The sequence below is a fragment of the Pseudomonas sp. LJDD11 genome, assembly GCF_024584215.1.
In the GTDB taxonomy this organism is placed as follows: Bacteria; Pseudomonadota; Gammaproteobacteria; order Pseudomonadales; family Pseudomonadaceae; genus Aquipseudomonas.
In genome coordinates this window covers 67,024-87,482 of the sequence record NZ_JANJFL010000008.1, presented here as the reverse complement: position 1 = coordinate 87,482, position 20,459 = coordinate 67,024, and the positions used below count along the sequence as shown (strand labels likewise).

18 protein-coding genes and 1 pseudogene are annotated in these 20,459 nt (G+C 60.9%); 5 read left to right on the top strand and 14 right to left on the bottom strand.

Annotated features, from left to right (window positions below; genetic code table 11):
* Positions 1–145: 145 nt before the first annotated feature.
* The 9 genes from NRB16_RS11940 to NRB16_RS11900 are packed head-to-tail and all read right to left on the bottom strand — an operon-like array spanning position 146 to position 8,939.
* On the bottom strand, positions 146–1,363 hold the full coding sequence (locus NRB16_RS11940; RefSeq protein ID WP_257106219.1) for a TerD domain-containing protein: 1,218 nt from the start codon (positions 1,361–1,363) through the stop codon (positions 146–148).
* A complete protein-coding gene (locus NRB16_RS11935) occupies positions 1,360–1,950 on the bottom strand; it encodes a TerD family protein (protein ID WP_045487778.1) in 591 nt (196 codons plus the stop codon). The genes NRB16_RS11940 and NRB16_RS11935 overlap by 4 nt, the downstream gene beginning before the upstream one ends.
* Before the next feature lie 47 nt (positions 1,951–1,997).
* On the bottom strand, positions 1,998–2,738 hold the full coding sequence (locus NRB16_RS11930) for an HAD-IB family hydrolase (RefSeq protein ID WP_045487775.1): 741 nt from the start codon (positions 2,736–2,738) through the stop codon (positions 1,998–2,000).
* The gene (locus NRB16_RS11925) at positions 2,739–3,689 is read right to left on the bottom strand and encodes an HpcH/HpaI aldolase/citrate lyase family protein (protein WP_253139353.1); all 951 of its coding nucleotides are present in this window, start codon (positions 3,687–3,689) and stop codon (positions 2,739–2,741) included. It lies immediately after the preceding gene.
* Entirely contained in the window at positions 3,689–4,762 is a 1,074-nt protein-coding gene (locus NRB16_RS11920) for a cysteine protease StiP domain-containing protein (protein ID WP_306456424.1), read from the bottom strand. Before NRB16_RS11920 ends, NRB16_RS11925 begins: the two co-directional genes overlap by 1 nt.
* 37 nt (positions 4,763–4,799) lie before the next feature.
* On the bottom strand, positions 4,800–5,558 hold the full coding sequence (locus NRB16_RS11915) for a trehalose-phosphatase (protein ID WP_045487770.1): 759 nt from the start codon (positions 5,556–5,558) through the stop codon (positions 4,800–4,802).
* A complete protein-coding gene (locus NRB16_RS11910; protein ID WP_257106218.1) occupies positions 5,551–6,684 on the bottom strand; it encodes a phosphoribosyltransferase domain-containing protein in 1,134 nt (377 codons plus the stop codon). Before NRB16_RS11910 ends, NRB16_RS11915 begins: the two co-directional genes overlap by 8 nt.
* Before the next feature lie 55 nt (positions 6,685–6,739).
* Positions 6,740–7,882 carry a trypsin-like peptidase domain-containing protein gene (locus tag NRB16_RS11905; protein ID WP_257106217.1) on the bottom strand — a complete coding sequence of 381 codons (1,143 nt, stop codon included), beginning with the start codon at positions 7,880–7,882 and terminating at the stop codon, positions 6,740–6,742.
* Between the two features lie 58 nt (positions 7,883–7,940).
* Complete coding sequence (locus NRB16_RS11900) at positions 7,941–8,939, bottom strand: ATP-grasp domain-containing protein (protein ID WP_253139359.1); 999 nt, start codon at positions 8,937–8,939, stop codon at positions 7,941–7,943.
* Between the two features lie 158 nt (positions 8,940–9,097).
* Between NRB16_RS11900 and NRB16_RS11895 the strand changes: the two genes are divergently transcribed.
* Complete coding sequence (locus tag NRB16_RS11895; RefSeq protein ID WP_045487759.1) at positions 9,098–9,643, top strand: DUF1523 family protein; 546 nt, start codon at positions 9,098–9,100, stop codon at positions 9,641–9,643.
* Between the two features lie 96 nt (positions 9,644–9,739).
* Here NRB16_RS11895 and NRB16_RS11890 read toward each other — a convergent pair.
* Positions 9,740–9,832: pseudogene (locus NRB16_RS11890) on the bottom strand (IS200/IS605 family transposase); the annotation flags it as partial.
* 14 nt (positions 9,833–9,846) lie between these two features.
* Between NRB16_RS11890 and NRB16_RS11885 the strand changes: the two are divergent.
* From NRB16_RS11885 to NRB16_RS11870, 4 genes are all read left to right on the top strand, one after another.
* Positions 9,847–11,070 (top strand): transposase, encoded by a 1,224-nt coding sequence (locus NRB16_RS11885; RefSeq protein ID WP_257106216.1) that lies wholly within the window; start codon positions 9,847–9,849, stop codon positions 11,068–11,070.
* Between the two features lie 137 nt (positions 11,071–11,207).
* A complete protein-coding gene (locus NRB16_RS11880) occupies positions 11,208–12,224 on the top strand; it encodes a class I SAM-dependent rRNA methyltransferase (protein ID WP_257106215.1) in 1,017 nt (338 codons plus the stop codon).
* Positions 12,225–12,333: 109 nt separating this feature from the next.
* Complete coding sequence (locus NRB16_RS11875) at positions 12,334–15,285, top strand: DUF748 domain-containing protein (protein WP_257106214.1); 2,952 nt, start codon at positions 12,334–12,336, stop codon at positions 15,283–15,285.
* A gap of 3 nt (positions 15,286–15,288) precedes the next feature.
* Positions 15,289–15,600 carry a DUF2845 domain-containing protein gene (locus NRB16_RS11870; protein WP_257106213.1) on the top strand — a complete coding sequence of 104 codons (312 nt, stop codon included), beginning with the start codon at positions 15,289–15,291 and terminating at the stop codon, positions 15,598–15,600.
* 156 nt (positions 15,601–15,756) lie between these two features.
* Here NRB16_RS11870 and NRB16_RS11865 read toward each other — a convergent pair whose 3' ends face one another.
* The 4 genes from NRB16_RS11865 to NRB16_RS11850 form a co-directional block, all read right to left on the bottom strand.
* A complete protein-coding gene (locus NRB16_RS11865) occupies positions 15,757–16,107 on the bottom strand; it encodes a BON domain-containing protein (protein WP_257106212.1) in 351 nt (116 codons plus the stop codon).
* A 246-nt stretch (positions 16,108–16,353) separates the two neighbouring features.
* Positions 16,354–18,735: a TonB-dependent receptor gene (locus tag NRB16_RS11860; protein WP_257106211.1), complete on the bottom strand. Its 2,382-nt coding sequence runs from the start codon at positions 18,733–18,735 to the stop codon at positions 16,354–16,356.
* A 78-nt stretch (positions 18,736–18,813) separates the two neighbouring features.
* Positions 18,814–19,782, bottom strand: a complete 969-nt coding sequence (locus NRB16_RS11855) for a FecR domain-containing protein (protein WP_045487743.1) — start codon at positions 19,780–19,782, stop codon at positions 18,814–18,816.
* Complete coding sequence (locus tag NRB16_RS11850) at positions 19,773–20,288, bottom strand: sigma-70 family RNA polymerase sigma factor (RefSeq protein WP_257106210.1); 516 nt, start codon at positions 20,286–20,288, stop codon at positions 19,773–19,775. The genes NRB16_RS11855 and NRB16_RS11850 overlap by 10 nt, the downstream gene beginning before the upstream one ends.
* Positions 20,289–20,459: the final 171 nt, after the last annotated feature.

Here is a 20,459-nt window from a genome sequence, read left to right as displayed (position 1 = left end):
AAACTACCTGCGTGGCCATCGCGTTGTTGAAATCAGGCTAAAAGTGCTCACTTACAACCCGTAAGCTCCGCTTTTTAGCCTGATTTCGCCTGGCGCTGGCTGCCTCGCCTACGTTTTTAGAGGCACCCACTGACATCAACGACATTCACTTCGAGCCAGCCGCCCAGCGCATACCCCAGTTGTAAGCCTTGTCCATATTGCTGTGGCCGTTATGGAAATCAACCCGGCGAGTCACCTTGACCGCGCCGTTGTCGTTTTCCAGCAGGGCGATCGCACACATGCCCTGGCGACCGCCCTCCTCGTTCAGACGCACCTCGATCGGTGGCTGGCCTGGCACGTGGATCGTGATCACCCCGTCGGTTTCCTTCCAGTTCGGTGCGCCCTCGTAAATGAAGGCGTAGATCAGGATCCGGCGAATCTTGCTCCAGTGGCTGCCATTGATATGCAACCACTCACCCTCACTGACAGAACCGGTACGGTCGTCGCCCATCAGCTTGATGTAAGGCTCTTCCTGCAGCGAACCGAAGGCATTGCCCAGCGCCTGCACGGCGCCCTTGTAACCGTCCTGCAGCTCGAACAGGCAGCCGACATCGAGATCGATGGCATTGCTTTTGAGCCGCGAGAAAAAACCGCCCGAACCTTCGCTGCGGCGGTTCCAGTTCAGGTTGACGCGAATTTCGCCGAAACCGGCACTGGTCTTTTCCAGACTGATCGAGGCGCGTGTCTTGTCCAGCGTGATCTTGCTCAGGCTGACCGTGGGTTTGGCCGCAGGTGCCGGTGCCGGAGCTGGAGCTGGAGCTGGAGCTGGAGCTGGAGCTGGAGCTGGAGCTGGAGCTGGAGCTGGAGGCTGCACCTCGGGAGCCGCCACCTCAACCCCGAAGTTCTTCGCCAGCGGCTCCAGGCCGCCAGCAAAACCCTGAGCAACGCAGCGGAATTTCCAGGCGCCCTGACGCAGATAGAACTCACCAAGAATCAGTGCGGTTTCCTGCATGCCCGAGGTGGAAATTGCCGCCTCAAGACCGCCGCTGATGCTCACCTGCAAACGCGAGACCTTATCGAAACTGGCCTTGTTCTCGTGGATGGTTGCGGTCAGTGCAACCTTCTCGATCGCCGGGTCCAGTCGCGCCAGGTCCAGATTGAAGCGCACCTTGCCGGTAGCGCTGTCGGTCAGTTGCACAGCGCCGCCGTTGACGCTGGTCTGGCCGTAGAAACACATGTCCTGGTCGCCACGCACCTTGCCGGTATTGGTCAGCAAAAATGCAGAGATGTCGATTTCAGCACCTGCCAGAGGCGAGTACTCGACGTCGACCGTCAATGGGCCGGCCGCTACTGGCGCGTTGGCGCCTGGGACAAGGTGGGTCATGCGCGAATCGCTCCAATGGCCAGATCGACCAGATCGTCAGCGGTACGGCCGTTGGTCACCTGACCGACTGCGGTGAAGTCCCAGCCGCTTGCGGTACGGGTCAGGTAGGACATGACCACGCCGGTGTGATGGCCTTTCTCGGACAGGTCGAAGCGACCCAGCTCGTTGCGCGAGCCATTGTCGACGATACGGCAATAGGCGTTGGCGACCTTCTCGAAGGTCTGCCCGGTGAACGAGTTGACGGTGAACACCAGGTACTTGACGGTGCCCGGCAGACGCTCCAGGTCGACGCTGATCGTTTCGTCGTCACCGGCGCCTTCGCCGGTACGGTTGTCGCCGGAGTGCTGGATGGCGCCGTCGCGCGATTGCAACTGACGGAACCAGACCAGGTCCAGCGGCTTTTTGTCGGCGTCGAGCATGATGCACGAGGCATCAAGGTCGATCTCGCCACCGCCGCCGAGCAGTTTGCCGAAGAACCCGCTGGCTTTCTCGGGATCCCAGCCCAGGCCCATGCTGACCTTTTTCAGGCCCGTGCCGGCGGTCTTTTCCAGCGAGATTGTCTGGTTTTTTGCCAACGTGAGTGCCATTTTTCGCTCCCTTGAACTACGGTAGTCGGATTAAAAGCGTGACAGCGTTACCGCGATGGCTCATCAAAGCCATCACGATTGTGTAACTTGGCGTTAATGGCCGCCTTGGACGGGGTTTTGGGCAGGGCCTTGTAGCGCCCCCGCTGCCACGCCGGATGGAAATGTCGCCAGTGGGCATCCTGGGCGGCGGCGAGCAATTCGTGGTCACCACTGGTGTCGCCCCAGGCGCGCACCCGGAACTGGCTCAGCGGGCCGTAGACACCTTCAAGACGGCTGACCTTGGAATCACGTCGGCAATTGCTGCCTTCGATCAGCCCGGTCAGCTTGCCATCGACAATCTCAAGGCTGGTGCCGATCAGCTCGACCTTGAGGCGATCAGCAAACGGGCGCAGAACGATTTCTGGCGATGCCGAGCAGAGCGTCACAATGGCGCCCTTTTCAAGCTCGGCTGCCACGGAAACCAAGGCGGTCGGGCGCATCAGGCGATCCCACCACGCGTCGCAGAAGGCTTGGGCCTTTTCCTCGACCCACTGGGCTTCGACGCCGCTGAGGAAAGCTTTGATCAATCGCGCTTTCAACTCGTCGCGGGTCACGCGCCGCGCCAGATAACCGAGACCGGGCAGCACCATGCGCGCCATGCGCGAGGAAAATGTCCGCTGACCGAAGGCGAACTTCAGAAAAGGTACGAAGCTGTCATGCCGGGTCAGGGTTCCGTCAAAATCGAACACCGCCAACAGGCGCTCCTGCACCTCAACTTCCAGATCGGGTTCTATCACTGGCTCTGTCATTTAGCTAACCGCCTCAGCGAGTCGAATGCTGGCATCCACGATTGCAGCCGGCGCCGGCAACACGCCATGCCACTTGGCGCGCTCCATGATGCGGGTTGCCCACTTGTAATGGGTGGCCGGCTCACACATCGCGTCGTTGTACTTGAACACCGCAGCCGCCGCAGAGTTCAATATCATCCGTGCAGAATTCATATCTTCCAGGCTGACCCGCAAGGCGTTCTGGATGGCGGTGATCTGCGAAGGATGGATCGCGGTCTTGCCCACCAGGCCATGGGAGATGTCCAGTGCAAGCTCCTGCTCAAGAATTTCCGGGGTTGCCAGTTGTTCGAAGACCGGCGCGGTCAGGGCAAAACCCAGCGACCCCATGACCCCCGCCAGCATTGGAATCACATAGCCCATCGGCGTGCCATACAGCGTCATGGCCGGATTGCGTCGCAACCCCAGGCACCCCATCAGGTCATTGCCGCCAATGCGCAAGGCAATGATGCGCTGATCGAGACTGCCCTTGAGCGCCTGGCCCAGGTCAGCCATGGCCAGCGGATTGAATACCTCAGGGGTTTCCAGGGTCGGCATCAGCGCCAGCGCCGGATTGGTCACTGCCTGCTCCCAACTGCGCAGGTTGCCCAGCGACAGCTTGGGCACCACGAAACCGTCCACATGGCGCATCAGCGGCCAGTCGTTGAGCACCGCCGCCATCTGCGCATCACGAGGCCGCACGAACAGCAACGGGCCATTTTCGGGACGCCCGCCGACAGTCTCGATACGCAGCAGCACTTCACGCAGGTTATCCAGCGCCGTGGCCACATCAACCGGCGCCACGGCATCTTCCAGACACACCACCAACGAGCGGAGTTCGGGAATCTTGCGGCCAAATACCACCTCGAGGATATCTTCCCGGGTGGCCGGCATGTAGAGGGTCGCGCCCAGCGCATAAGGCGAAAAAAGGGCCATCAGCTGAGACTCCGAATAATGGTTGCCGCCCGATAGGGCCCCAGCGCAGCACCAACCTGCTCGACCGGGACGCCCGCCCGTTCGGTCAGATGCAACAGTAGCTGCACGTCACTGTCACGCTTGTCGCGCACCAGTACATGATCAGGTACCCGGCGCATGACTGCCCGCGTCGCTTCCGCAATACCCGGTTTGATCCGGTTGAAGTTGCTCACTGCAAACCGCACCGCCAGACCATCAATGGCCTGCCCCGCCGCTGCCTGCAACTGCCCAGCCTGGTCTGCCGACCATGGCTGCGCCGTGGTTACGGCAGGCAATTGCCGACGCAGACCGTCAATCCGGTCGACAAACGGCCGGGTCACGTCGTGGGCCTGCAAATGATCGTAGACCACGCAACCATGCAAACCGGCCTCAGACGGCCAGATGGAGCGCGAGACCAGCCCGGAAACGGTAGCACCGAGAATCCCGGAAGGAATGACCCAGTCTTCGGCGGAGGCCGCCAGCCAGGCGCGGCCGCAGGGATCGGCGAGCACCACCAGCCGGGGCGGCCCGCTGAAACGCGGGTCTTGCGCCAGGCTACGTTGTACCTCAGCACTGATTGCGCCTTTGCCGGTCCAGCCGTCGACGAACATGATCGACTGCGCGCCATGAGCCTCGATGATCGTCTTCAGGGCAAGCTGATCGATGCCCCGGTCGCGGATGATACTGATGCCGTAATGAAAGACCTGGCGCCCCAGGTCGCGCAGGGCGCGGCCCAGCAGCACGCCCAACGGCAGGCCGGCACGCACGAACGACACCAGCACGATCTGCGGCCCGTGGCACTCCCGGTCAAGGGCTTGGGCAAGTGCCTGGACATCTTCGGCCATACGCTGACCGTTGTACGCCAGGGCGCGCTCGTATAGCTGCTGGTGCTCAGGCGTCGGCGCCTGTTCCTGGCTGATCATTTCCGAATAGTGCTTTTGCCGGGTCTGGATCAACCGCTCTTTTTCTTCGACGCCGGTGACTTCGATGTCGACACTGCGCAGCAGAAACTGCACGTCGTCCTCACGGTAGCTGCCGCTGCCGACGGTGGGCATGCCCTGAATCGGACCGCGCACCGGGCCGTGCCGCGGGTTACTCACCGGTCGCCTCCAGAAACACCCGGGCCAACTGACTGCGGGCCGGGGTTGCCCACCAGTGACATTCGTTCATGAAGTCCAGGTCAGTGATGCTGTCGCCAAAGCCCAACACCGGGCGCTCGCCATGCACCGCCCGGTCGCGGCGCAACCATTCCTGCACGGCATAGCGCTTGGCCAGACCATCGGGCAGGAATGCCAGGTTGTTGCCATTGCCATGCACATGCATGCCGTCGAGCAGGCCACGGGTCTGAACTTCAGCCAGCACCCGCTCAAGGATCCGGTCGTCGCTTTCGTTGTGCTTGGTGACGACGTAATGGAACAGGCGCGCCTCCTCCACCACCCAGCCGCGCAACGAAAAACCCAGTTCCTGACCAATCGCCAGGGTCGCGGCGCACAGCTCGTGCAAACGCATCTGATAGCCCGCCAAGGTTTGCTTCATCTGCTCGTTCCAGTCCTGATCCACCCGGCCGCCGGCATCGAGCATCACCCCGCCATGCGAGCAGATGGCGCCCTGCGTGAATGGCAGCTTTACCCGGCTGTAGGCCTCGACACTGCGGGCGGTCACCGGCACCACGTCGGCATTGGCCAGCATCCAGTTGACGAACGATTGCTGCACGTTGGTCATGTAGCCGTTGGGGTTACCGCTGATATCCACGGTCGCAGGGTGCTTTTCGATACCCGGCGCGGTCTTGCGCGCGGTCTGAAACAGCGTGTCGTCAAGGTCGACGAGAATCAGAGGGCGTGGATTACTCATCACAGATGACCTCGGCATTGAGTGCTTCGACCAGTTCGGCCGCGACGGCCTGAGCCGGGGTTTCGGTGCAGATCAGTACCCGGTCGTAGTGCCCGGGGCGGACGTTGTAGAGAAAATTGGGAATCCCCAGCCCGTAGTTGTCAGCGAACGACAAGGCATGCCCGATGGCATGGCCCAAAGCAATCGGCGAACGGCTGGTGGAGCTGAAATGCACATCGGCACCGGCCCGCTCCAGCCGCTCAGCCAGCAGGAACGGCCGCCAGACGAACTCACTGGTACCCACCACGAGGATTTTCTCCCCGGCCTTGACTTGCAGGTCCGGCGCCAGGCTGTCGTTGACCGAACGCACCCCCAGCCGGCCCCAGTCATTATCTGCCGACAATGACCAGTCACCCGCCGCCACGGTGCCTACCTGAGGCATTTCAGGCAATGGCGCCTCAGGGTCTTCGGCAAAGTGATAGTTACCCTGCAGCAGCGAAACCTGCTCGGTCTGCACGTTTGCGCTGCGGCTGACCGCGCCTGCCGACCAGTCGGTCAGCACACAGGTCACCAATCGCTCGATCCGCGTCAGGCCGGCCTCGACCAGCGCGTGATGCAGGTTGATGAAGGTCTTGCCGGTCGAGGCTTCGTCATCGACCAGCACCAGCGAACGCGCGGCAAGCATCATTTCGCGCAGGAGCGGGTCGACAGGCTGGTGAATCAGGTGGGCACTGGCATGGCTGTGCTCTTCTTCGAAACGGGCGAACAACTCAGTACCGGTTGGATGCCGGGTGCTGACCATGTACAGCACATCGTCGCGGGTCTGGCTGTAGGCGCGATGCACCCCGGCACCAAGGCCGACGGCAGTCTCTGCCATGCCGATGATCAGGACCGGCCCCGGCAGGTCCGCAGGAATCCGCGCGGCAAGGTCTTCGAAACTCTGCTGCATGACCGCCGGGCGCACAGGAATGTGCCGGCCCAGTACTCGTGAGACGAACAGAAAGGCACGCTTGGGGTTACGCCGCTCGGCAAAGCCGAACAGCGAATCAGGGGCAATGGAGGAGGCATCCACCGTCACATCGAGGCGTCCACGCATCAATTGGGCATGCAGCATGGTCGGTTGGGGAAGCGCCTGACGGCTGTTCATCGATCAAATCCTGGTTGGAGAAGCAAGTGTATCGGGGTGTACCGACCAATCAGAGTCAGCTACGGGAGGCTTCGACCAGCCATAACGCCGACTGTGCGGTACGGGATATTTCAGTTGTGCTGTAGGTTCTTTCCGGGCGCAGCAACGTCGTTGGTACCCGACAGGCTTGTAGAAACGCCACCAGCAGCGCGGATTTGACTGCAAAGTTCATATTCTGTGCGTCCGGCACGCTGGAGGTGACCATGCCGACCACCGCGCCGCCGCTGTCGAACAGTGGACTGCCACTGGAGCCAGGCTGGATCGGTGCGGTGAATTGCAACAGGCTGGCATCGCTGTGCAGGCCGAACAGGCTGGAAATACCGCCTTGGGTGACCTGCAGGCTGCCACCGGAAATCGACGCCAGCGGATAGCCCAGGGCAACGACGTTGTCACCCGCCTCGCAGCCCGGCCCTTCGCGAAACGGCAATGAGTGAAGCGGCGAGGCCCCCTGCACGCGCAGCAAGGCAATGTCATTGCGTCGGTCAACCACCACCGGTTCGACCTTGTAGCGGCCTTCCAGAGAGCTGATATGCAGTACGCTCATGTCTTCGATGACATGCGCGCAGGTCATCAAGTGCGCCGGCCCCACCGCGAATGCCGTGCCGGTCGCTGACTGATGTCGCGGTTCGTTCTGGCCACCGCTATTGGCACCGCGCCGCGGGTGGTAATCGCTGACCGTCAGGCCGATGTTGCGCCCGAATGCCGCCAGGCCATAGGCCGAGCCTTCGCTCAGGGCACGAAATTTCCATTGCTCATTGCGGCGGTAGAACTCACCGATGATGATCGAGGCTTCGCCGTTGTCGCGCAGGTCAAGGCGATACTCGATGTCGTTGTCGATCTGCAGGGCCACGCTGCTGACGTCACTGACCGGGCCGGCCGCTGCATAGACATAAACCATCAACAGCACCCGGTCGCTGCCGCCCGGAAGGTTGTCGAGGGTCAGGGTGCAGCCGACGTTTTCCGGGCCGCCGCTCCATTCCATCCAGCGCTGCTCATCATGCAGCAACGCGGCGTCGCCGGTAGGCTGGCGCTTCTCGTTGACCGGCAGCAGCGCCACGGCGGCAAAGTCGCCGAAAACCGAAGCCTTGCCGCTCTCCAGATTCCAGGAGCAGCGGGCATTGGCAAGAGCGATGTTTGCGCCAGGTGCCAGCACTTTCATACCGGTCCTCCTTGATGGGCTGAAAGACTGACTAATAGTAAAAATCTATTATTCACGATCACGCGAGAGCCCGTACAGCCACCGTAATGGCCTTCACGCGCATATTTGGCAACCAATTTGTTTCCGGTTCTTTCAGGCCAAGACGTCGACACGCAAAAATACCGGGCAAGTTGACGCCTGTTTCACGGGTATAACCGATACCGCCGGAATAACGCGGGTTAATTTCCAGCAGGTGCGGTTTGCCCTGCGCGTCATCGCGGGTCTGTACATTGACCAGGCCGTCGCAGCCGAAGTGTTCGGCTGCCTGCATCGCCAGTTGCACCGCTGGCGTATCGCGCTCAAAACTCTGATGCAGGCCCTGCTTGCGCCGCCCGACCCCGGTAATCACCTTGCCGCCTTCACAGATCAGGTCCACCGAACACTCACTGCCCGCCATGTACGGCATGACCAGCATCGCAGGGCGCTCGCCAGGTTGCCGATAGGCCTGCAGATAAGCGTCGAAGGTGGTCTCGCGCGCATCAGGGTTGGCAAAACAGCGGAACGCATCAACGCCGTCCTTGAAGCGCCAGAAGCCATGACCAAAAATGCCGACCGTTGGCTTGATGCATACCTCACCGTACACGCTCAACGCGGCGTAGGCCTCTTGCAATTGCTCGGCATTGGTTACCGTGATGCCCGGTATACAGGCCAGCCCGGCCTGCTCGGCGGCGGCGGTAAAACAGCTCTTGTCGTCTACGCTGTGGAAGGTTTGCGGCGACAGGCCGCCGGTGACCAGATCGAGGTCGGCTTCAGCGAAACGCTGACGATGGTTTTCATAAACACTGCCAATGCGTCCGGCCACCACGACCTTTACCCCCAGTTGCCGGGCCGTGCTGATCACCCAGTCGACCCGCTCGGCGCTGTTATGGGGTTCGCGCAGGGCGATGTCAGCCTGGCAGGTAATTTCCGGACGCTCCTGGCGATGCGAGGCAACGATACGTACCGACGCTGGCAAGGCTTCGCGTGCGCCCATGATGATTTCACGTTGGCTGGACTGCCCTTCCAGGAACCAGATCATGCAACTCTCCGTCGTTTGCAGCCATCCGTGATGGCCTTGTCGAATTTTGTAATAACTGATTTGCTGCAAAATACTGGAATTCAAGCAAAGTCGCGCGATTTCTAGTAGAAAGCCGCAGATTCCTGACACTCAAGCAATTCTTCAAAGAGGACAATGACATGAAGTGGCTCAGACGGTCGATCTGGCTGGTGGTTTTTCTGGTTGTGGGCGTGGGCGCACTGAGCCTGCATTACCTGCTGCCACGGCATGATGTGGTGCTGGTCACCGGCGTTGAAGTCAAACGCATGGACGCTGACGGCGTGATCAACGCCGAGAACCCGGCAGACGGCCCGACCCGTGACGTTTACTTCATTAACACCGAAGACCCGCAAACCAAGAAAGTCGTGGTTTACCGCAACGAAGACACCGGCTGGAGCTTCCCGTGGTACTTCAAGTTCGACTCGGCCGACCTGCAGGCCAAGGCCCAGGGCTACTCGCGTGACGCACAGCAACTGGTCCTGATCCGTCATTACGGCTGGCGTATCCAGATCCTGTCGATGTTCCCCAACATCACCGCCGTTGAGTCGACCAGCAGCCGTGACGAGCCCTTCCCGGTGTTCAACACCGTGTTCTTCACGGTGCTGATCCTGATCGTGCTGTTCAGCGCCCTCTTCATCCGCCGCCGGGTGCGCAAGCCACGTGTCGATGGCGTGGTTCGCAGCTGACCATCTGGGCGCGACAAGCCCCGCCGTTCAGGGCGGGGAAGGATAGCGCGGACGGCGTAGCCGTCCCCGGTTGAAGTAACATGGCGACACAGATGCCCCTCTATGGCGGTATTTCGTTACAAAGACCCCATGGGCATGCATCTTGAAAACACCGTGCCGTCCGCGCCTAATGTCGTCTTCATTGCTCATGGCTCAAGAGCAGCATGCAACGACTTCAAGCCTTCAAGTACGAACTCATGCCAGACGGCCGGCAGGAGCGGCAAATGCGCCGCTTTGCGGGTTCCTGTCGCTTCGTCTTCAACAAGGCGCTGGCGTTGCAGAAGGAACGCCACGAGCAAGGCGAGAAGAAGCTCGGCTATGCGGGCCTGTGCAAGTTGCTGACCGAGTGGCGCAATAGCCCGCAAGCCGCATGGCTGGCCGATGCGCCTGTTCACCCATTGCAACAGAGCCTCAAGGATCTGGAACGGGCCTACACCAACTTCTTCGCCAAGCGAGCCGACTTTCCCCGGTTCAAGAAGAAGGGGCAGAACAACAGCTTGCGCTATCCCGACCCGAAACAGATCAAGCTCGACCAGACCAACAGCCGCCTGTTTCTGCCAAAACTGGGCTGGCTGCGCTACCGCAACAGCCGCGAGGTGCCTGGCACGGTGAAGAACATCACCGTGAGCCAGTCGTGTGGCAAGTGGTTCGTGAGTATCCAGACCGAACGCGAGGTCGATGAGCAGCCCACGGCACAGGGTGCGGCAGTCGGCATCGACATGGGCATTGCCCGGTTCGCCACGCTTTCGGATGGCTCGTTCTACGCACCCCTCAACAGCTTCAAACGCCATGAAACCGCGCTGTGCAAAGCGCAGCAGGCGATGAGCCGCAAGGTCAGATTCAGCCGCAACTGGAAGAAAGCGAAAGCCCGCGTCCAGCGCATTCACTCGCGCATCGGCAATGCCCGCCGCGACTACCTGCACAAGTGCTCCACCACGATCAGCCAAAACCACGCGATGGTGTGTATCGAGGACTTGCAGGTACGCAATATGTCCAGGTCGGCGGCAGGCACGGCCGAGGCGCCGGGAAGAAACGTTCGGGCCAAGTCTGGCCTGAACAGGTCCATCCTCGATCAGGGCTGGTTCGAGTTCCGCCGCCAACTGGACTACAAGCTGGCGTGGCGCGGCGGCTGGCTGATTGCCGTGCCGCCGCAAAATACCAGCCGCACGTGCCCGTGTTGCGGCCATGTGTCGGCGGCCAACCGCCAGACGCAAGCGCTGTTCAGGTGTCTGGGATGTGGTTTTGAAGGCAACGCCGATGTGGTTGGCGCGATCAATGTACTAAGGGCGGGACACGCCCGGTTAGCCTGTGAAGTGAGCGCAGAGGTCATGGCGCCAGCAGCAGGAACCCACCGAAGCGACTCGGGGGCGGCTCGATGCCGCGCCTGAGCGCCGTAGGAATCTCCGGCCTTCAGGCCGGGGAGGATGTCAACGCTCCTGTATGCCGGCACGCAGAGCCCTCCGTGCCGGCTGCGTAACTGATAAACTCCCGCGCCTCATTCCTGTTCCTGCCCGAGGCGCTTTGCATGTCCTTCCTGAACCAGGCGCTCAGCGTCGCCCTCGACCGTCGTCAAGCGCTGCTGGCTGAACTGCATGCGCAAGGCACCGATTGCTACCGGTTGTTCCATGGCAGCCAGGAAGGTGCCGCAGGTCTGACCATCGACCGCTACGGCCCCCAACTGCTGATTCAGAGCTTCCATGAAAGCCTGGCGAGCGACGTCGTACCGGGGTTGATCGATACCGTCCAGCGCCATCTTGGGCTTGAACTGCTGCCGGTGTACAACGACCGCTCGGGCGGCAACTCCAGGATTGATCGCCAAGACAGTGTATTTCAGGCCAGCGAAGCGGCCTTGCAGGATAGCGTCGGCCATGAAGGCGGCTTGAAGTACCGGGTCCGTGCCAGACACCCAGGCCAGGACCCGCTGCTGTTTCTCGACCTGCGCAATGCCCGCAGCTGGGTGCGCCAACACAGCGCCGGCAAGAGTGTATTGAATTTGTTCGCCTATACCTGCGGGGTCGGCCTCAGCGCAGCAGCCGGCGGCGCCCGCGAGGTGTGCAACCTGGATTTCGCCGAGGGCAACCTGGCCGTCGGTCGTGAGAACGGCACGCTCAATCCGCAACTGCCACCGATGCAGTTCATCCAGTCCGATTACTTTCCGGCGATCCGTCAGTTGGCGGGCCTGCCGGTCACCGCCCGGCGCGGGCAGAAGCTGCCAGCCTATCCGCGTCTTTTGCCACGCCAATATGACCTGGTTCTGCTCGACCCGCCCGCCTGGGCCAAGAGCGCCTTTGGCACAGTCGACCTGTGGCGTGATTATCAGAGCCTGCTCAAACCGGCACTGCTGGCGACTGCCGAAGATGGCGTGCTGATCTGCTGTAACAACCTCGCCAAGGTGCCGATGGATGAATGGCAAGAACAGGTGCTGCGTTGCGCTGAAAAGGCCGGACGCCCCGTGCGCGAGTGGCAAGTCATCCGACCGGCCGATGATTTTCCGTCACTGGATAATCAACCACCGCTCAAAACGCTGGTTCTGCAGTTCTGAAGGCAGGCAAATATAGGGAATTTTCCTACGAAGCTGGTCGGCACTGGCTTGTGAACCGAAAGCGCATGCCATACTCCAAGCACCTCCTGCCAGAGAGAGCGCTGCACCAATGCCCAAAGGTCTTAAACGTATTATTGGCGCCCTGGTGGCGGTCTTCGTGCTGTACAGCCTGCTGGGCTTTTTTATCCTGCCGGGCATCGCACTGCGCGTTGCCAACCAGCAACTGGCCGAGTACGCCAGCGTACCGGCCCGCATCGAGCGCCTGGAGTTCAACCCCTACAGCCTGGAACTCAAGCTCTGGGGGCTGAATATCGGCACACCGGGCCAAGAGCAGGTAGCCCTGGAAAAGCTCTACGCCAATCTGCAGATCGACAGCCTGTGGAGCGGTGCCCTACATTTGCTTGACGTCGAGCTGGTAAAGCCGAAAACCGAACTGCTGTTCGACAAGAGCGGCCAATTGAACCTCACGCAGTTGTTCAAGCTGCCTGCCACTGAGCCATCGCCCGCAGCCGAACCTGCTGGCAAGCCCTTTGCCCTGCGCATTGACCGCATCAGGCTGGTCGATGGCTACCTGCACTTTCGTGACCTGCGTCCCGGCGAGCCGATCGAGTTTCTCTACGACCAGTTGAATCTGGAACTGAAAAATCTCAGCACCCTGCCTGAAGACAATACTGATGCCACCCTGGTGGCGGCCGGCCCTGACGGCGGGCAGATCGACTGGCAGGGCCGCTTCAGCCTGGCGCCGATTGCCTCCGAAGGCACCCTCAAGGTCACCGACAGCAAGATGAAACTCTGGTGGCCCTATGTACGTGACGCCGTGCCGCTGGTCTTGCAGGATGGCCGACTGAGCCTGGAAACCGGCTACAAATTGAATCTGGCCAAGAACACTGAGCTGCAACTGAGCAACATCCGGGCAAACGTGACGGCCCTGGCACTCAACGCCCCCGATGGCCGTTCACTGGTGCGTTTGCAAAACCTGGAGGTCAGTGACACAAGCCTGGATCTGGTCAAGCAGCAGGTAGTAGTCGGTAAAGTGCGCAGCCAGAAACTGGAAACCTGGGCGGCCCGTGAAGCAGACGGGCAACTGGACTGGCAGAAACTGTTCGCCGGCCAGCCTGCCCCCAAAAAGCCCGCCGCCGCCAAACCCGCCGCTGACGACAAAGCGGCCGAGCCTGCGGCGCCAGTCGCACCGGGCAAACCCGCTGAAGCTTCGCGGCCCTGGCAGGTGCTGGTGCGCGATGTACAACTGCGCAACTATCAGGTCCATCTCGCCGACCGGGTGCCAAGCGACCCCGTTGCTCTGGAACTGGGCCCGCTGAATCTCGACCTGCAAAATTTCGACAGCCTGAACAAGTCGCCCTTCAAGCTCAGGCTCGATACCGGCCTGGGTAAGCAAGGCAAGCTGACCGCCGCCGGCGAAGTGAATCTGGCCCCGGTCAGCGCCAGGCTCAATGTCACCAGTGAAGACCTCGACCTGCGCATCGCTCAAGCCTATATCAGCCCGTTCATCCGTCTGGAACTGCGCAGCGGCATGCTCGGCAGCGACCTGGCAGTGGATCTCAAGAGCACCGAGCCGCTGGCCCTGAGCGTCACCGGCAAGGCGCAGGTCAACCAGTTGCACGCCCTCGACACGCTCAAGCAGCGTGACTTCGTCAAATGGCAGCAACTGCTGCTGGGCGGCCTGAACTATCAGCATGGACAAAGCCTGTCCATCGACCGGGTCGATCTGCAGCAACCCTATGCGCGCTTCATGATCAACGAAGACCGCACCACCAACGTCGATGACTTGTTGATCCCACAGCCGGCCGAGCCAAAAACCGCGACCCGCAGCAAAAGCAGCGCCAGCGCGCAAAAGCCGCTGGGTATCCGGGTCGGGGAAGTGAACATCAATGATGGCTCGGCGTACTTCGCTGACTTCACCCTGACGCCGAACTTCGCCACCGCCGTGCAACAACTCAACGGCCGGATCGGCCCGATCGATAACAGCCACAACAAGCCGGCCCCCGTCAACATCCAGGGCAAGGTCGACCGCTACGCCCCGGTGGTCATCCACGGCAGCCTCAATCCGTTCAACCCGATGTCCAGCCTGGACATCGCGACCAGTTTCAGACGCGTCGAACTGACCACGCTGACCCCTTACTCGGGCAAGTTCGCAGGCTTTCGCATCCGCAAGGGCCGGCTGAACCTCGACCTGCATTATCAAATCAGCGAAGGCCGGCTCAAGGCCGAGAACACTGTGCTGGTCGAACAGTTGCAGTTGGGTGAGAAGGTCGACAGCCCGGATGCCCTGGACCTGCCGATTCGGCTGGCGGTGGCACTGCTCAAAGATCCCCAAGGGCGGATCTCTCTGGAATTGCCGGTGGAGGGTGACCTGAATAACCCGCAGTTCAGTGTCATGCCGATTGTCTGGCAGACCCTGCGCAATCTGGTAGTACGCGCCGCCCAGTCGCCATTCAAATTTATCGGCGGGCTGGTGGCCGGTGGCGGCTCGCAGGATCTGGGCAGCATCCAGTTTGCGCCTGGCTCCAGCAGCTTGTCAGGTACAGCGCAACAGGCGCTAGACAAACTCGCCGCAGCCCTCAAGGAGCGTCCGACACTGCGTCTGGAAATCGAGGGCACCAGTGCCCAAAGCAGTGACGGCCCTTTGATCGCGCGCCAGCGTCTGGAGCGTGAGTATCAATTGACCTACTACAAGATCATGCAGCGCCGTGGTGACAAGGTCCCGGCCAACGCCAGCCTGTTGCAGGTGCCGGAAGACGAAAAGGCACCGATGCTCGAAGGCATTTATCGCGCCCGGCTCAAGCAGCAACCACCGGCACAGTGGGAACAGCTTGATCAGGAAGCCCGCACCAATCAGCTACGCAATGCCATGCTGCAGTTCTGGAGCAGCAATGAAGTGCTGTTACGCGAGCTCGGTCAGGACCGGGCGAGCAGCATCAAGGATTATCTGGTGGGCAAAGCAGGACTGGAAGATGATCGGGTGTACTTCATCGACGCGCAACTCGGCAAGGCCCAGGCCGACGGCCAGGTCATCACCCCCCTGCATCTGGACAGCGAATAACCCATGAGCCGCTCTTTGACCTGCGTCACCCTGACCCTGACCGCACTGTTGGCAATCCCGGCACAGGCATCGACCATGCGCTGCGGCAGCCAGTTGATCAGCCTCGGTGACCATGCCTTCGAGGTCGAAAGAAAGTGCGGCACGCCGGTCAGCCAGGCGGTGATCGGCTCGAAGGAGAGCTTTAGCGGCAACTATCGGTATTCGGAACAGGTACGAATCGAGGAGTGGATCTACGGCCCTGATCACGGCATGTTTCGTTACTTGCGCTTCGAAGGCGGACGATTGATACGCATTGACAGCAAGCGCGGCCAGTAGCGCCAGTGACTTTTCAAGACTCCAATAGAACAGGCCCCGACTCAAGAGCCGGGGCCTGTAATGGCCACATCCGTGTGGCCGATCGCATGAACTTTCTACACCAGGCTCGGGCCTCCCTGGCCAGAACCCGTGTCAGATGCTCATAGTCGAACCGAATTATTCAGCTTTCAGCGCTTCAGCAGTCACCGACTTCACGCCTTTGATGTTCTTGGCGATGTTCACGGCAGTGTCCTTCTGAGTTTCGGTCACTTTGACGTCCGAAGACAGGGCAACCACGCCGTTAGCGGTTTCTACTTTGATGTCAGAGCCCGGAATGCCTTTTTCGGTCAGCAGGTCAGCCTTCACCTTGGTGGTGATCCAGGTGTCGCTGCCTTCTTGCTTGGCGTTTTCAACAGTCGTGTTGGCAGCCAGCATCAGCGGAGCCTGAGTAGCGGTCTGGGCGAATGCGCCACCGGTCATGGACAGAGTCAGAGCAGCGGCAGCAGCAGCGATAGCGAACTTCTTCATACGATGAACTCCTGTTTTTCTGAAAAACCGCGCCAATGTCTAGCGAGGGTTAACAGGTATATCGCAAGCGCTGTGCCAACTTTTTAACCCTTATAATTTCGTTATTAATCAACAAGTTAAAAATTAATTATAATTTGCGCATCGTGCAGATTGCCCGCTCGGCCGCTCAGGACGCTTGCAAGTTGCAAGTGTTACACCCAGCTGACAGGTTAATCCTTGAGCAGCTCAGCGGCTGGCGAATCAGATCTAGAAGCCCATGCTCAGAGTAGCGGTCACGGAGGCCGGTTCGCCGGCATAGTTACCGGCACTGGCGACCGTCTCGATGTAATCGCGGTCGGTCACGTTGCGGGCATTGAGCGATACCCGCAGCTGTTCATTGATGTCGTAGAACAGGCTCATGTCGATGCGCGCATAACCGCTGGCACTGTAGTTGTTGGCCAGGTTGCCATAACGCTTGCCGGCATAAATCACCCCAGCGCCCATACCCAGGCCTCGCAGTGGGCCGTTCTGCAACTGGTAGCTGGACCATAGCGAGCCACTGAGCACCGGAATACCTTCCAGGCGATTGCCTTCTTCAAGCTGGGTGTCCTTGATCAGCTTGGCATCGAGCACGGCCACGTTGCCGATCAGGTTCCAGCCATCGCTGATCTCGCCGCTTACATCCAGTTCGAGGCCGCGCACCCGCTGCTGACCGGTCTGGATCGAATAGTTGCTATCGGCAGGGTCTGTGGTGGACAGGTTCTCACGACGGATCTCAAATGCCGAAAGGGTGGCACTCATGCGCTCGGGAATCAGCTCGTACCTGGCGCCGATCTCGTATTGTTCGCCGGTTTCCGGGTCCAGCACGCTGCCATCGCGGGTCAGCCGGTTTTGCGGCGCAAAGGACGTGCTGTAGCTGGCATACAAGGCCAGCCGGTCAGTCGGCTGATAGACGATGCCGGCCCGCGGCGAAGTGTCCGACGGCTCGATATTGATATCGCTGTAGCTGCCGGTTGCCGTGTAGTTGCGGTTGCGCTGCTCGACCTTGTCCCAGCGCACACCAAGCAGCAGTTTCCATTGCTCACTGAGGTCAATCTGGTCCTGCAGATACAGCCCGTAGCTGTTCTGCCGCACCCGAGTGTCTTCACCAAAGCTGAACGGGCCAGGCTGTGCGCCATGCACAGGGTTGAAGATGTCCAGCGCTGCCAGATTGGCGCGCAGCATCCGCACTTGGCGCCTGCCATTGACCGTCTCGAAGCCACCCAGCACTTGATGTTGCAGCCCCCACAGCGATAAATCGGCAATGGCTTCGAACTGGGCGCTCAGCGAACGGGCCGACTCGTCGAAATCCGTCGCCCGCCGATTGGTCGTGCGGCCATCGCTTTGCAGCGATTGCTGGGACACGTTGAGCATGTGCTTGCTCGATTCATCCCAGCGAGTGACCTGACGCAGGGTCAGCCAGTCGTTGGCTTGATGCTCGATGCGTACCCAGGCAGCAGTCTTGTCGCTTTCAGCTCTGGACCAGGGTTCTTCAAGAAACAGTTTATGCCGCGAGTCGACCTTGCCATTGAGCGCCAGCAGGCCGCGGTCGTACTGGGCGTCGGTTTCGGTGTACTCCAGGCCCATCTCTACCCGAGTGAGCTCATTTGGTTCCCAGAGCAACGTCGGCGCGATGAAGCGCCGGTGGCTGTCGCGGTACAGGTCGCGGAAGCTGCCCTCGGTCTGCGTCGCAATGGCCAGCCCGCCGGCCAGAGCATGCTGGCTGTCCAGTGGACCGCTGAGGTAGGCCTGCAAGCGGCGCATGTCCCAGGAACCGACCTGCGCCTTGAGCTGGCCTTGCGGCGTATAGGTCGGCTTGCGGGTCACCAGGTTGATTAAACCGCCGGGGTTGCCGCGCCCGTACAACACCGAGGCCGGCCCCTTGAGCACTTCAACGCGCTCGATGTTGCTCAGGTCGCTGAGGATTTCCGGGCGGACCACCAGCGAGTTGGTCATCATCCCGTCCACCGCATAAGTGGTGTTCTGAAAACCGCGAATGAAGAAGCTCTCGGTAGTGCCGCCGTGAGTGTTGCCGCGCTGAATACTGCTGACGTTACTCAAGGCATCGCCCAGGCTGGTGATCTGTTGATCCTCGATCACCTGGCGGGTGACCACCTGAATCGACTGGGGGATATCGCGCAACGGTGTGTCGGTTTTGGTTCCGGTAGCGCTGCGCGCCGCACTATAACCTTCGACCGTGCCAATCGCCTGGCTGCCTGAATGCTGCCCGGAAATGTTGGTGGCATCGAGCTGCAGTGCCGAACCGTTGGCCGGCAACGCACGCAATGTGTAGGTGTTGCCAGCCTGTGGCACGGCCTCAAGGCCGCTGCCACGCAGCAGTTGCCCGAATCCCTGACTGATCGTCCACTCGCCTTTGAGTGCGTCACTGCGCAGGTTCTGGGTCACGACCGGGTCAATCGGTAGAGTCACCCCGGCTTTGGCAGCGAAGGCGGCGAGGCTTTCGCTCAGCGGGCCGGCTGGAACATCATAGTACTGCGTACCTTGCTGGGCATGGCTCTGCGGCGCCACGGCGATGCAGCTCAAGGCCAGCGCCGGAGCGCCGATGGCCCTGGCGAGCAAAGCGACACGAAACAGCGATGATGCGGGCATGAAGGGGGTTCCTGATGGCGTGTAAGTGCGTTTTCAGGAGGGAGGACACGCCACCGGCAAAAAACACGACAGGGTTTATCAACTTTTTTGCAGCGGCCCCAGCGTGACCCAATACCGCGTCACATAACTGACCTTCACCGGCAGGGTCAACGCCACTGCCGCCAGGACGCTGTCAGTGTCCTGTAGCTGGAAGGCACCGGAAATCAACAGCCCGGCCACTTGCGGCTCACAGCGGGTCCAGCCACGCCGGTAGCGCCCCAGCTCGGCGACAAAGTCAGCCAGCGGCATGCGTTCGACCCGCAGCACGCCGTCCAGCCAGTCAATGCCCCGCACCGGCTCAGGCAACGCCTGGACCGTGCGGGTCGTGACACGCGCCTGCTGGCCGGCAGCGACGTCCAGACGCACGCCAGGCGCCTGGTGCGGCACGACGGCCACCTGCCCCTCCAGCACTTGCAGCAGGTCGTGGTCAGCCAACTGGCGAACCGAGAACTTCGTACCGATCGGCCGGTAATTGCCAAGCCCGGACTCCACCGAAAACGGTCGGCCATCGGCTCGGCCGGTGGTGACGAAAATCTCGCCTTTGCGCAGCACCAGCATGCGCTCAGCCGGCGTGTAGCGAACGTCGATGGCACTGTCGGTATTGAGTTGCACCAGGGTGCCGTCAGACAGGCTGACGGTGCGGCGCTCGCCTACGCCGGTACTGATATCCGCCACCAGCGAAACCACCGCCGGGCTGCGCGATGCGGCAAAGCCCAGCGAGCCGACGACGATCATGGTGGTCAAGCTCTTGAGTGCCAGGCGCCGTTTAAGGTTGGCACTGCGATACAGGGTCGAGCGCCCGACTGCCGGAGGAATACTCTGCAATTGTTCGCTGAAGCGGTTGGCCAGTTGCCAGGCACGCTCGTGCTCGGCGTGCTGGCGTCGCCAGTGGGCGCAATTCTGGTGATCCTGCTCGGTTACATCCGCAGCCTGCAGCCGCAGGATCCATGCCGCCGCCTGGCGAGCAATCTCACGGTCAATCGGGACAGTCTTTGCACTCAAAGCCATTCACTCGAAGCCAGGACGATACATTCCTCGAAACCTTGTAACAGATAACGCTGCACGGTACGCACGCTGATATTCAAGGTCAGGGCAATTTCTTCCTGGCTATAGCCCTCGATCTGCGACATCAAGAACGCCTGACGGGCCTTGGCCGAGAGCCTGGAAAGCACCTGATCGACCTCATTGAGGGCTTCGAGAATGGCGGCCTGAGACTCAGCGCTGGGCGCCTGTTCGTCCGGCAAGCTGGCCAGCGCATCGCGCCAGGCGTCTTCCAGAGAACGACGGCGATACAGATTGGCCAGCAGACGCTTGGCAATGGTCGCCAGATAGGCGCGCGGCTCACGCAGATCTTCAGCCTGATGCGGGACACTCAGTACGCGCAGAAAAGTATCCTGGCTCAGGTCTGCGGCATCACTGCGGTCATACACACGACGGCTCAACCAACCGGTCAGCCACGCATGATGAGCGGTGTAGAGGCGTTGGACAGGCGCATAGTCTGCAGGTGTGGGCATGGAATGAGTAAGCTTTACTGATGAGAATGCATCTCAGTTTATACAGTCCGGCCCGGTGCCAGCAATCGTCGTACAACCTCTCAGGCTGATTGCCGCAAAATCTGCAGGCGAAAAAAATCCACGCCCCTTGTCTGGGGGGGGGTTTTTTTGGGCAGCCCGGCGGGCCAGACC